The following is a 12,989-nucleotide window of genomic DNA, read 5'->3' on the forward strand; positions in this document are numbered from 1 at the left end:
CTCCTCGACCGCCCAGGCCGCCGCCCAGTCGGCGACCCGGACCATCGCGGTCGGGCAGGTCAACCGGTTGGCGATGAGGACCTCGATGACCTGGCCGTGGGTCAGCCGGGCGTCCTCGCGGACCGGGCAGAGTCGGTCGACGACGCTGGCCACCCCAAGCCGGCGCAGGAAGTCCCGCACGACCGGCAGCGCGCCGAGCATCTTCTCCACGCTCGGAGGTCCATAACCCGCCACGACCGTCACAGGCGGGAACCGTGCCAGGCCCACCACTCCACCCCNCGGCAAACCCGACACGGAACAACCAAAAGATCACGGAACTGTCACATCGCACGAACGTGCGAAGGACAGGGCTAGCCGCCGCGGCCACAGCCCCCTCCGCCAACCCGAGAACGGGAACGACGCGCGCAGGGGGCTGCAGGGGCAAGGGTCCAGGCGGGTCTCTCTGTGGAGACAAACCGGACGCGATGCCCACCAGAAGGACCCCTGTAGCCGGCTTCCCACGCAGCCTCCCGCAAACGCCAAACGCCGCCCCGACCGTGGGAGCGGTCGGGGCGGCGTTTCGTCGTGCAGGCTGTACGGCGGCGGGAGGGCCGCCGCCGGGTCAGACCGTCAGACCTGGCGGACGGCGCGGATGGACTCCTTCAGCGAGCCCATCGTCGCCAGCACGGCCGAGGTCTCGTAGCCGCAGTGCGCCATGCAGTTCGCGCACCGCGGGTCCTTGCCGCGACCGTAGGAGTCCCAGTCGGTGGTCTCGACGAGCTCCTTGTAGGAGGAGACGTACCCGTCGCTCATCAGGTAGCAGGGCTTCTGCCAGCCGAACAGCGAGTAGCTCGGGATGCCCCAGGCGGTGCAGTCGAGCTCCTTCTTCCCCTCGAGGAAGTCCAGGAAGATCGGCGAGTGGTTGAGCCGGAACTTCTTGCGCCGGCCCTCCGCGAAGACCTTCCCGAACATCTCGCGGGTCTCCTGGACGGCGAGGAAGTGCTCCTGGTCCGGAGCCTTCTCGTACGCGTAACCCGGCGAGAGCTGGATCTGGTCGACCTTGAGGTCGTCGTTGAGGAAGGTCAGGATGTCGATGACGTCCTGCGGGCTGTCGTTGTTGAAGAACGTGGAGTTGGTGCCGACCCGGAAGCCGGCCGCCTTCGCCGCGTGGAAGGCCCGCACGCACTCGTCGAACGTGCCCTCCTTCTCCACCACCGAGTCGTGCCGCTCGCGCAGCCCGTCGATGTGCAGCACGAAGGTGAAGTAGGGCGACGGGGTGAAGTTCTTGAGCTTCTTCTGCAGCAGCAGGCCGTTCGTGCACAGGATCACGAACTTCTTGCGCTTCACCAGCTCGTTCACGATCTCGTGAATCTGCGGGTGCATGAGCGGCTCACCGCCCGCGATCGCCACGACCGGAGCGCCACACTCCTTGACCGCGGCAAGCGCGTCCTCGGGGCTCATCCGCTGCTTCAGGACGGACGCCGGATGCTGGATCTTCCCACAGCCCGTGCAGGACAGGTTGCAGGCAAACAGTGGCTCCAGCTCCAACACGAGCGGGAAGTGCTTGCGGCGCCGCAGTTTCTGCTTCGCCAGGTAGGTACCGATACGGAGCTGGTACCGCCACTCGACCGCCACGGCGTAGCTCCCCTCTCCTCAGGTCGCCGGTGGGATGACCGATGATCTCTGCACTGACCATACAGGCTGTACGTACAGCCTGCATGTGGATCGAGCGATGAACTGTCGCACAGCCGTGTCCCGTAGCCGACCCGACCGTCCGAGCAGCCGGTCGCGGAACGTATTCGGCCAGGTCAGAGCCCTCGCTCGACGGCTCAATGACGCCGATGACGGCCTCCACCGGCCTCGCATCGTCAACCTTCGACGAGGCGTCGGAGGTGTGGGGACAACCTCCAACTCGCCCGCAGGTTCCACTGGCCGGACGACGGGATGCCGGCGACGACACTGACCCGTCACGCAGCGTCACACACCTTGGGGTTCCCGGCGACCGGAGCCGTCTCAGGCGAGGATCAGGCAGCTACTGCTGGCCGTGGCAACAATCTTGCCGTCGTCGTCGCGGACGTCCCCCTCGGCGAAGGCCACCCGGCGCCCCGGCCTCGTGGTCCAGCCGTGCGCCGTCAGCCGGTTGGGCCGGCCCGCCGCGATCCGCACCGGCCGCAGGTAGTTCACCTTGATCTCGATCGAGGTGTAGGCGACGCCGGCGTCGAGCGTGGTCTGCACCGCGCAGGCGGCCGCGGTGTCGAGGATCGTGCAGAGCAGGCCGCCGTGGACCAGGCCGATCGGGTTGTACGCCGACTCGTCAGGCTGGCAGGTAAACACCACGTCGCCGCGCGCGACCTCGACCGGCCGGAAGTCGAACAGCCGGGAGATGGGCGGCGGCGGGATATGGCCGTCGCGCATCGCGGTCAGGAACTCCAGGCCGCTCAGGGTGGCTGCGGCCGACGCGACCCGGATCGGGTCGTACCAGGTGACGGACTTGCTACGCGGCTCGCCCCACAGCGCGGGGTCGGGCTCGGGAACGGCGGGCGCGGATTCCATCGCGGTCATGGTCAGCAGCCTAGGGAGACGCCGGGGGCGGGGATCGCGCACGGCGATCCCCGCCGAGCGGTCGGGCAACCGGCGGTCGGGACCGCGAGTCGGATTACGACGAGCCGGGTACGTGCGCCGGCGAGGCGGCGCCGGCCGCAGTGGCGCCGGCCGCAGTGGCGCCGGCGCGGCGCAGCTCCTTGGGCAGGTGGAAGGCGACCGTCTCGGTACCGACGGATCGGGTGGTCACGTCCGTCGTGCCGAGACCGGACAGCGCGGCGGTGAGTTCCTCCACCAGTGACGGCGGGGCCGAGGCGCCGGCGGAGATGCCGACCGTCTCCACCCCGTCCAGCCAGGACAGCTCCACGTCGCCGACGTTCTCGACGAGGTGGGAGGCCACCCCGTCGCGCCGGCTGACCTCCACCAGCCGCACCGAGTTCGCGCTGTTGGCCGACCCGACGACGAGGACGAGCTGCGCCTCCTGGGCGACCTTGCGCACCGCGTTCTGCCGGTTGGACGTGGCGTAGCAGATGTCGGCGGACCCGGGGCCGACGATCGCCGGGTAGCGCTCCTTGAGCGCGTCGACGACCTCCTCGGCCTCGTCCATCGCCAGCGTGGTCTGCATGAGGTAGGTGACCCGCTCGGGGTCGGGGACGTCGAGGGAGTCGACCTCCTCGGGCGACTGCACCAGCCGGATGCGCCCGGGCGCCTCGCCCAGCGTGCCGTCGACCTCTTCGTGACCGGAGTGGCCGATGAGCAGCACGGTGTCGCCTCGGGAGGTGAACCTGCGGGCCTCGGCGTGCACCTTCTCGACCAGCGGGCAGGTCGCGTCGATGACGGAGAGCTGGCGCCCGTCGGCCTGGTTCCACACCGCCGGGGCCACTCCGTGCGCGGAGAAGACCACGGTCGCGCCGGCGGGCACCTCGTCGAGCTCCTCGACGAAGATTGCTCCGCGGGCGGCGAGGTCGGCCACCACGTGGGAGTTGTGCACGATCTGCTTGCGGACGTAGACCGGCGCGCCGTGGAGCTCCAGGGCGCGCTCGACGACCTCGATGGCGCGCTCGACCCCGGCGCAGAACGCCCGCGGCTCGGCGAGCAGCACGGTGCGCCGGCCCACCGCCGCTGCCCAGGCGCCGATCGGCAGGCCGAGCCGGCGCATCGTGCGCAGGCCCAGCACGCCGCGGCGGACCAGGTCGAGGCGGCCAAGCGGCTCGTCGGCGGTGTCGACGATGACCCGCACCGCGGCGAACGGGACGTCCCCGACCCCCGCGGCGATCGGGGCGCTCTCCATGTCGACCGCGATGGCGCCGGTGGCGGCGAGCCGCGTGCGCTCGTCGCCGGTGGCGACCTTCGCCACGGTGACGATCGGGCCGACGTGGACGGTCAGGCCGAGCCGGCGCAGGTCACCGGCCAGCAGCGGGGCGGACGCGCAGCGGGCGGCGACCGAACCGTCGGCGGCGCGGACCTCGCTGGCGACGACGATGTCCCCGGGCTTGATCCCGGGGGCGAGGCCGCCGGACAGGCCCACGATGGCGGCGGCGTCGGGGCGCGCCTGACGGACCACCCGGGCGGCTCGGCCCGCCTTGTCGGGGCCCATCCCGGTGCGCACCATGACGGTGTCCGAGGGCAGGCCGGACCGGCCGGCCGCCATCGCCTCGAAGCGCAGCGCCGTCGCGACCACGAGCCGCCCGCGGCGGCGGGGCCGGGCCACGGGCGCGGCCGGCTCGGCGGGCCGCGGCGGCGCCTGCACGCCGCCGGCCGGCGCCCCGGCGGACGAGCCCACCGCGGCGGACGGGCCCACCGCGGCCGGGCCTGCGCCCGCCGGTGCCGGCGCGGTCGCGACGCTCGCCGAGCCGCCGCGGCCCGCCGCGGCGACGAGCGGCAACGCGGCCGGCGCGCCCGGCCGGCGCGCCCCGGCGGACGAGGGGACCGACGGCGACGCCGGGTCCTGGTTGGGGATCACGGCGGGTCCCCCCGCCGCGGCCGCCGGGGCCGTGCGGTCGGCGGGGGTCACGACAGCGTCGGGAGCGGTCCCGTCGCCGCCCGGGGAGGTGGAGGTGCTCATGGTGTGGCCACCCCGGTCAGGCCCACGTACCGGCCGAGCGCGGTCAGCGGGAAGACCAGCCGGTACAGGTGGTAGTTCAGGGAGAAGTCGCCGGGGAAACCGGTGCCGGTGAAGTAGGGCTCGTCCCAGGTGCCGTCCGGCCGCTGGGTCTCGCACAACCAGCGCACCCCGCGCTTCACGGCCAGGCTGTGCGGGTCCACCGCCAGCAGCGCGAGCAGCGCCCACGCCGTCTGCGACGCGGTGAGCTCGCCCCGGCCGATCCAGGCGGGGTCGGTGTAGGAGCGCAGGTCCTCGCCCCAGCCGCCCTCGGGCGACTGGTGCTCGAGCAGCCACCGCACCGCGGCGGTGATCGCCGGGTGGTCGGTGGGCACCCCGGCGCCGATCAGCGCCGGCACGACCGCCCCGGTGCCGTAGAGGTGGTTGACGCCCCACCGGCCGAACCAGGAGCCGCCCGGCTCCTGGTTGTCCAGCAGCCACTGCACCGCCCGCTGGGTGATCGGGTGGTCGGAGCGGCCGAGGTCGGCCAGCATCTCCACGATGTGCGCGGTGACGTCCGCCGACGGCGGGTCGACCACCTCGCCGAAGTCGCAGAACGGGATCTTCGTGGTGAGCGTCCGGACGTTGTCCGCGTCGAAGGCACCCCAGGCGCCGTTCGACGAGCGCATCCCGACGCTCCAGTCGACCCCGCGGGCCGCCGCCGCGCGCATCGCCGCGGCCAGCCGCGGGTCCGCGTCCTCGACGGTGTTCACCGAGGGGGCCTCGGCGCGGCCCTGCCGGGATGCCGGCGGGGCGACGTGCCCCGCGCCGAGCAGCCGCCGCAGCGCCAGCACCACCTCGGCGGTGTCGTCGACGTCCGGGTAGAAGTCGTTGTCGAACTCGAACGCCCAGCCGCCGGGGGCGAGCTCGGGGCGGCGCACCGCCCAGTCCCCGGCGACCCGGACCTCCTCGTCGACCAGCCACCGGCCGGCCTTCACCATCGCCGGATGGTCGCCGGGGACGCCGGCGTCGGCCAGCGCGACGACCGCGAGCGCGGTGTCCCAGACCGGCGACTGGCAGGCCTCGATCTGGCGGATCGGACCCTCCGGGGTGTCCCGGCGGATCACGTACCGCTCCATTCCGCGAAACGCGGTGGCGATCACCGGGTGGTTCAGCGGGTACCCCATCAGGTGCAGCGCCATGACGGAGTAGACCCAGGGCGGCTGGATGCCGCCCCAGCACCCGTCGGCCTCCTGCCGGGCGACGACCCACTCGGTGGCCCGCCGCAGCGCCAGGGTGCGCAGGAGCTTGATCGGCCGGCGCTCGTAGCGGTGCAGCAGCTTGTCGAGTCGCTCGAAGGCGCCCTCCCAGCTTCGCAGCGGGGCCGGCTTGCGCCCCGCCGCCGGCACCTTGAGCTCGTCGATGGTGAAGCCGAGGTCGTGCGACGGCCGCAGGGAACCGACGATCGTCAGCGCGACGATCGTCTGGCGCGCCCAGCAGGCGAAGTCGTAGACGTTCAGCGGGATCCACGACGGCAGGAAGATCAGCTCCGGCGGGATGACCGGCACGTCGTCCCAGGACCACTGGCCGAGCGCCGCCAGCCAGATCCGGGTGAACACCCGGGAGGCGGCCACCCCGCCCTGCGCGCGCACGAGCTCCGCGGCCCGCGCCATGTGCGGGGCGTCGACCGCGTCGCCGGCGAGGCGCAGCGCGATGTACGCCTCGATGGTGGTGGACAGGTCGGCCGGGCCGCCGTAGAAAGTGGGCCAGCCGCCGTCCGCGAGCTGCTGGGAACGGATCCAGCGGGCGGTCTGCTCGGTCTCGTCGTCGCCGCGAATGCCGAGGAACTGCTTCATGAACAGGTCCTCGGCGTCCATCGTGACGTTCGTCTCGAGGTCGCCCTTCCACCAGCCCTCATCCGACTGCAGCGCGAGGAGATGGTCCCGCGCGCGGGCCGCGGCGACGCCCGCGTTGATCGGGCCGGCCGTGTGCGGCCTGCCGGTACCGGCGGGCAGCGGNGGTGAGGACCGGGAGATCCCGTAGGCGTCGGCCGTGGCGGGCACCGGGATGGTGGGCCGCTTCGGGCTCTTCTCGGCAGTCGGAGCAGCCGGGGACGGGTCCGAGGTCAGGCTCATCGACGACTCCCCTCGTCGTACGTGCGATGGTCAAGCGGGCGATCACCAGGCTGATCGCCGGTCTGTCCGGCGTCGCGGCGGCCCGGTGGGGCCGCCCGCCGGTCGAGCCGTGGCGGGGCGCCGCCCGGCCTCCCGGCATCACCCCGGCCTGGTACGGGGCGGCGGGTGGACCAGGCGGCATGGGCGCCTGTGCTCACCTGCGGCCTCCTCAGCGATCGCGCTCGGTCACGAAGCGGGCGAGGGCGAGCAGCTCCGCCTCGACCGCGGCCGGCATCGACAGCGAGCGCAGCACGTTCTCGCACGCCTTGAGCTGCCGGTCGGCCTCGGCGGTGGTCCAGTCCCGCCCGCCCGCCTGTTCGACCAGTTCGGCGATGTGCGCGAGTTCCGCCTCACTCGACTCCCCGGTGCCGACGAGGAAGGCACGCAGTTCCTCGGCGGCGCCGCCGCCGGCCTCCAGCGCGACCACCACCGGCACGGACTTCTTGCGGGAACGCAGGTCCGACAGCACCGGCTTGCCGGTGACCGCCGGGTCGCCCCAGATGCCGAGCAGGTCGTCGATGAGCTGGAAGGCCGTGCCGAGGCGGGAGCCGTACTCGGCGAGCGCGTCGACCATCTCGTCGGCGGCGCCGGCGAGCACGGCGCCGAGCGACGCCGAACAGGCCAGCAGCGCGCCGGTCTTGCCGTCCTCCATCCGCAGCGTGTCGGCCACGGTGACGTCGGACCGGCTTTCGAACATCAGGTCCTCGGCCTGGCCGCGAACCAGGTCCTGGACGCCGGCGCCGAGGATCAGCGCCGCGCGCCGCGCGGCGTCCCCCTCGACCTCCAGCAGGACCTGGGTGGCGAGCCCCAGCAGGGCGTCGCCCGCCAGGATCGCGCCGTCGGCACCGAAGACCGTCCAGGCCGTGGGCCGGTGGCGGCGCTCGGTGTCGCCGTCCATCAGGTCGTCGTGCAGCAGCGAGAAGTCGTGCACGAGCTCGACGGCAACCGCGGCCGGCAGGCCGACCTCCGCCGGCGCGCCGGCCGCCTCGGCGGACAGCAGCGCCAACGCCGGGCGCACGAGCTTGCCGCCGCCACCGGGCAGCGGTTCGCCGGCGGCGTCCACCCAGCCGCGGTGGTAGGCGACGACGTGGCGAAGGCGCGGGTGCAGGCGGTCCACCACGGCGCGCAGCGCCGGCACGGTGAGGGTCCGCCCCCGCTCGATCGCATCCGGAACCGTCATGGTCATACCGGGAATCCCCCTGTGGATGAGTGCCCTGGCTGGCCGGTGGGCACCGGCCCGGTGACCGCCTTCGTTGCGGCGGTCACCNTGTTCTCCCCCCGTGGATCCGGAGAATCCGACGAATCCGATGCATTCGGTGCAACCGCTGTATCCAGCACAAGCGATGGGTCTGATGAAGGTGTGGTGCTCGTGGCGGACGCCCCGTCGGCGCCCTGCCGCGGAAGGGCGCGAGCCGATGTCGGTGATGGTCCGGCGGCCCCCCGGTCTCCCCCGGCGGACCCGGCCAACCCGTTGACGACGACCCCCATGCCGGCCAGGCTCTCACGGGTTGCAGCGAGTCCGCTACGCACAGCAGATTCCATGGTCGCTGGCCACCCGGTGTCGGTCCAGGTGCCGGCCAGAGCAAAGCCGGGCAGTCCGGTCGAGGTACCCGGACGCAATGCGAGCGAACCGGGCGCCTGCCGGAAGGTGGCCGTGCGCTCCCGGGTCACGAAGACCTCGAGCGGCGCGGCCGCGCGGGCGGCCGGGAACAGCCGGGCCATCTCGTCGACGAACAACGTGCGCAGCTCGTTCGCCGACCGGTCGATCCACGGCTCGGCAGCCGACTGGGACAGCGCCAGGTACTGGGCACCCGGCGGGCCCGAGGCGGCCAGGCCGGAGGAAATCGTCCGGTCGAAGATCCACTGGATCGGCGAGTCGACGACGGCCAGGAACGGCCCCTCGATCACCTGCCGTGGATAGATCATGTGCACGTTGATGATCGGCGAGTCGCCCAGCTCGCGCAGCCGCTCGGGCCGCGGGCCGGCGCCGGCCGGCAGCAGGTCCGCCGCCGCCGGTGGCGGCACCGCGAGGACCACGGCGTCGGCGCGCAGCCTGCCCGCGGCGTCGGTGCCGGGCACCGCCTCGCCGCGGTTGGTGCCGCCGGCGGTGACCGCGAGCTCCCAGCCGCCGCCCGCGGCGGTGATGGCGCGGACCTTGGCCCCCAGGTGCACGTCGGCGCCGGCTGCGGCCAGGGCGGCCATCGCCGCGTCGCCGTGCAGCCGGGCCAGCGGGACCTCCGCCCAGCCGAGGTCGCCGGCGTCGGCGCCGTCCAGCAGGCCCGTGCGCACGACCTTCGCCGCCAGGCCCAGCGAGGCCTCGGCGGCCGGCGCGTTCAGCGTCGCCACGGTCAGCAGCTCCCACAGCGCCTTCGTCGCTGCCGGGCCCTGGCCGTGGCTGGTCAGCCACGCACCGAACGACCGCTCGTCCACCGCCGCGGAGCGCTGGTCGAGGCGGCCGAGCTGGAAGGCCGCGAGCCCGGCACGCAGCCGCTCGGCGAGCGGCAGTGCCCGGTAGCCCAGCAGCGCCGGGGCCAGGTGCAGCGGCGCGGGCAGGCGCACGCTGGTGCGCCGCAGCCGGGTCCGGGTGAGCGAGTCCCCGAGGAGCACCGGGACGTCCAGGCGGGGCTGCAGGGTGGTCAGGTGCTCCACCCCGAGGCGCGCCAGCAGCCCGCGATAGGCGGTGCAGCAGCGCATGAACACGTGCTGACCGGTGTCGATCCACAGGTCTCCCCGCCGGAACGACGTCGTCTGGCCGCCCAGGCGCGGCCGGGCCTCCAGCAGCGTCACCCGCGCGCCGCTGTCCACGGCGAGCAGCGCCGCGGCCATCCCGGCGAGACCGCCGCCGACGACGACCAGGTGTGGTCGGGACTCGTCCCGACCCGCCGCCACAGCCGCGCCGGCCACCCCGGCCGCCTCGCCCATCCCGCGTGCCCCGGAAGTCATGCGGCGCTCGTCTCCGGTCGCCCGGCGAGGCTGCGGGCGGCGACGACCGCCTTCTGCCACCCCGGCAGCGCCAGCCGACGGTCCAGCACAGCAGCCGGTTCGTTCTTGATCCGCCGGTTGAGCCGCAGGTAGATGCCGGCCATCGCGCCGCAACAGGCCGCGCTGCGCCGGTCGAGCAGGTCGAGTAGCACCATGCCGCGGTCGTACCATTCCTCGGCCCGCTGCGCCGAGGACCGCAGGTAGCCCAGCAGTGCCGTCGGCGGCCCGCCGAGACGACCGCTGGCGTCCACGGCGAGCTCGATCCCGGCGGCCTTGAGCTCCTGCGCCGGCAGGTAGATACGCCCGCCGAGCAGGTCCTCGCGGACGTCGCGCAGGATGTTCGTCTGCTGCAGGGCCACCCCGAGGGCGTCGGCGATGGCCGGGGCGGAGCGGTCGGAGGCCGCCTGCTCGGTGCCGAAGATGCCCAGCGAGAGCCGGCCGATCGTGCCGGCGACGAGCCGGCAGTAGCCGACCATGTCGTCGAACGTGTCGTACGTGGTGCCGTGCACGTCACTCTCGACGCCGTCGGCAAGCTCGATGAACGCCTCCAGCGGGATCGGGAAGCGCCGGGCGGCGTCGTCGAGGGCGACGTACATCGGGTCGGAGCTACCCGCGCCCAGGTTGTTGACCTCGGCCCGGACCTGGGCCAGCCCGGCGAGCTTCTCCTCGGCCGGCAGGTCCCCGTCACCGATGTCGTCCAGGTGGCGGGCCAGCGCGTAGACGGCGCTGAGCGCGCCCCGTTTCTCCGGGGGCAGCAGCCGGATGCCGTACGAGAAGTTCCGCGCCGCCTCCTTGGTCAGAGCCTCGCAGGCGGCGTACGCCTCGGCCACGGTCGGCCGGCGCGCCGAGTTCGACGCCGGGCTGTTCATCGACCCTCCTCCGAGCCGCGTCGGGCCGCGACGCCGGTCGCGCTGGTCGCGGTCGCCACCGCCGCGGCGGTGCGGGCCGCCGCCGGCGCTCCCGGAGCCACCGACTGCGCGAGCGCCACCAGAGCGAAGCGTGCCATCCGCGGCTTGGGTGCCTTGGGCGGGCCGCCGAGCACGTCGTAGCCAGCGCGGCGGATCGCGTCGAGCGCCGCGCGGCCGCCGCCGACGAAGCCGGCCAGCGCCAGCCTCAGTCTGCCCGGCACCATCGAGACCAGCGGCGCGCCCTGGTCGATCACGGTGCGGGCGCGGCTGACCTCGAAGGCCATCAGATGGCGCACCGCCGGGCTCGCCACCTTCGCCCGCAGGTCGTCCTCGGTGACCCCGAAGGTGTCGAGGTCCTCCTGCGGCAGGTAGATGCGCCCGGCGGCGAGATCCTCGGCGACGTCCTGCCAGTGCTCGGCGAGCTGCAGCGCGGTGCACACCCGGTCGGAGAGCACGACCCGGTCGGGGGTGGCGAGCCCGAACACGCCGAGCACCATCCGGCCGACCGGATCGGCCGACAGGGTGCAGTAGCGGACCAGGTCGTCGAACGTCTCGTAGCGGGTGACCCGCTGGTCCTGGCGGTTGGCCTCGACGAGCCGCTCGAAGGGCTCGGCGGGCAGGTCGCAGGTGTGCACCGTGCGCGCGAGCAGGCGCAGGACGGGGAGCTCCGGCTCACCGCCGGCCCAGATCACCGACAGATCGTCGGCGAGGCGGTCGAGCAGGATCAGCCGATCGCCCGCGGCCTCGTCGCCGATGTTGTCGACGAACCGACTGAAGGCGTACAGGGCGTTGAAGTGGGCGCGCACGGCCGCGGGCAGCACGATCGGCGAGACCGGGAAGTTCTCCGCCGGCGCGGCGCGCAGGAGGTGTTCGGCGGGAGTGGACAGGCCCGTCGCGCCCGACAGCGCAGGCGTGCGTGGTGGGCCGGTTGGGGCGTCGATGGCGGTCATACGCCTCTCCTTCGATGACGGTCTGCACTCCGGGCGCGGTGTGCCGGGATGGGGGTCCCCGCGGAGGCCGCGGCCGGCGCCAGAAACCTGGACAGCGCCGGGACCTTGGTCGGCGCCAGGACCTTGGGGCAGCGCCGAGGCTCGGCGGGTTCTGCGCTGGCGACGACCCGGTCCGCCGACGGGACCAGGGCGCCCGTTCGCACCGGAGGTCATGGGCGCGCCTCACGCGGACCTGCTCCGCAGGTCCGGACGGACCGGCTCAGGCGACCGGTCCTGGCAGGCGCGCCATGGTGCCACCCGGGGTTCCGGCGGCGCGGGGCCGACGGCGCCATGCGCCGCCGGCCCCACCCGGCGCGTCTGCCGCCGACGGCCCGAAGGCCGCCGGAGCTGTGGTCGGTGTCACTCACCCCCAATTGGCGACACAGGCCAGCCGGCAGCACGCTCCCGGTACCGGATCATCCGAAGACACCCGCCAACCTGCGGTACAGCGACGGCACCGCGCCGTGGATCCGCACCGCGCCGAGCAGCCAACCTGGCACCCAGACCTCCGCGCTGCCCCGTCCCGCCGCCGCCAGCATGCGCTCGGCGACCAGCGCGGCCGGGATCGGCCGCGGCCATCGCCGAACGTACGGCGCCCCGCGGCGGTGGAAGAACGGGGTGTCTACGACGCCAGGTAAACACAACGTCACCGTGATGCCACGTCCGGCGACTTCGGCCCGCAACGCGTCCGCGAAGCCGACCATCGCCGCCTTCGTCGCGGAGTAGGCCACCTCGCCGCGCACGCCGAGCGCACCGGCGATGCTGCCGACGATCAGGATGCGCCCCTGCCCACGATCGAGCATGGCCGGCAGCATGGCCCTGACCAGCGCCATCGGCGACAGGACGTTGACCGCGACGAGTTCCGCGATCGCCTCCGGCGACATCACGTCGAACGGGCCGGCGGCGCCGAGCCCCGCCGAGCACACCAGCAGATCGACGTCGCCGAGCAGCTCACTGGCCCGGGAGGCGACCGCCACCTCCGAGCCGGCGGCCGACAGGTCGACGGAGATGCGGTGACCCTCCGTGGCGGCGGCGACCTCATCCAGCGCCGCGCCGTTACGGCCGACCAACAGCGAGCGGCAGCCGCCGGCGGCCAGCAGCAGGGCGGCCTCCCGGCCGATGCCGCTGGATGCGCCGGTCACGACGGCCGTTCGAGGCGGCCAGGTGGCGGGGGCTGTGCCCGTTCGCGCGGTCCGGTTGGTGAGGACGGTCAACCCTCCCTCACGGAAAGCAGGCCGGGACCGTGTGCTCATGACACACCACTTCCGGTCGTTCCTTTCACGCAGTTCTCCCCCGCGGGCACTGGTTGCACGTCACCTGCTGCTTTCCCCACTCATCTCGCCCCGCGTCGCGAGGTGGCCCGACCGAGCATGAT

The 12,989-nt window shown here is 73.6% G+C and carries 9 protein-coding genes and 1 pseudogene; all 10 read right to left on the reverse strand.

All coding sequences use genetic code 11. From position 1 onward, the window contains the following. On the reverse strand, positions 1–243 hold a 243-nt coding region (locus tag FF36_RS23860; RefSeq protein ID WP_199865480.1), incomplete at its 3' end, for a DUF4277 domain-containing protein. Positions 244–609: 366 nt separating this feature from the next. After that, a complete protein-coding gene (hpnH, locus tag FF36_RS23865) occupies positions 610–1,614 on the reverse strand; it encodes an adenosyl-hopene transferase HpnH (RefSeq protein ID WP_009740212.1) in 1,005 nt (334 codons plus the stop codon). A gap of 378 nt (positions 1,615–1,992) precedes the next feature. Further along, the gene (locus FF36_RS23870) at positions 1,993–2,541 is read right to left on the reverse strand and encodes a PaaI family thioesterase (protein WP_044887404.1); all 549 of its coding nucleotides are present in this window, start codon (positions 2,539–2,541) and stop codon (positions 1,993–1,995) included. 94 nt (positions 2,542–2,635) lie between these two features. Next, on the reverse strand, positions 2,636–4,585 hold the full coding sequence (gene ispH, locus FF36_RS23875; protein ID WP_044887405.1) for a 4-hydroxy-3-methylbut-2-enyl diphosphate reductase: 1,950 nt from the start codon (positions 4,583–4,585) through the stop codon (positions 2,636–2,638). After that, the coding region (locus FF36_RS23880) for a terpene cyclase/mutase family protein (protein ID WP_242422791.1) at positions 4,582–6,579 on the reverse strand (1,998 nt) is incomplete at its 5' end. The genes ispH and FF36_RS23880, both read right to left, overlap by 4 nt. A gap of 325 nt (positions 6,580–6,904) precedes the next feature. Next, positions 6,905–7,921: a polyprenyl synthetase family protein gene (locus FF36_RS23885; RefSeq protein ID WP_044887407.1), complete on the reverse strand. Its 1,017-nt coding sequence runs from the start codon at positions 7,919–7,921 to the stop codon at positions 6,905–6,907. Positions 7,922–8,003: 82 nt separating this feature from the next. Beyond that, positions 8,004–9,678: pseudogene (gene hpnE / locus FF36_RS23890) on the reverse strand (hydroxysqualene dehydroxylase HpnE); the annotation flags it as partial. Further along, positions 9,675–10,586 (reverse strand): presqualene diphosphate synthase HpnD, encoded by a 912-nt coding sequence (hpnD, locus tag FF36_RS23895; protein ID WP_044887409.1) that lies wholly within the window; start codon positions 10,584–10,586, stop codon positions 9,675–9,677. The pseudogene hpnE and the gene hpnD, both read right to left, overlap by 4 nt. Next, the gene (hpnC, locus tag FF36_RS23900) at positions 10,583–11,575 is read right to left on the reverse strand and encodes a squalene synthase HpnC (protein WP_044887410.1); all 993 of its coding nucleotides are present in this window, start codon (positions 11,573–11,575) and stop codon (positions 10,583–10,585) included. Before hpnC ends, hpnD begins: the two co-directional genes overlap by 4 nt. Positions 11,576–12,030: 455 nt before the next feature. Further along, complete coding sequence (locus tag FF36_RS23905) at positions 12,031–12,867, reverse strand: SDR family NAD(P)-dependent oxidoreductase (RefSeq protein WP_044887411.1); 837 nt, start codon at positions 12,865–12,867, stop codon at positions 12,031–12,033. Between the last annotated feature and the right edge of the window lie 122 nt (positions 12,868–12,989).

It is taken from the genome of Frankia torreyi (assembly GCF_000948395.1).
In the GTDB taxonomy this organism is placed as follows: Bacteria; Actinomycetota; Actinomycetes; order Frankiales; family Frankiaceae; genus Frankia; species Frankia torreyi.

Coding starts and splice junctions, on each gene's coding strand:
- FF36_RS23870 (WP_044887404.1), bottom strand. CDS start 2,541: ATGACCGCGATGGAATCCGCGCCCGCCGTTCCCGAGCCCGACCCCGCG.
- ispH (WP_044887405.1), bottom strand. CDS start 4,585: ATGAGCACCTCCACCTCCCCGGGCGGCGACGGGACCGCTCCCGACGCT.
- FF36_RS23885 (WP_044887407.1), bottom strand. CDS start 7,921: ATGACCATGACGGTTCCGGATGCGATCGAGCGGGGGCGGACCCTCACC.
- hpnD (WP_044887409.1), bottom strand. CDS start 10,586: ATGAACAGCCCGGCGTCGAACTCGGCGCGCCGGCCGACCGTGGCCGAG.
- hpnC (WP_044887410.1), bottom strand. CDS start 11,575: ATGACCGCCATCGACGCCCCAACCGGCCCACCACGCACGCCTGCGCTG.
- FF36_RS23905 (WP_044887411.1), bottom strand. CDS start 12,867: ATGAGCACACGGTCCCGGCCTGCTTTCCGTGAGGGAGGGTTGACCGTC.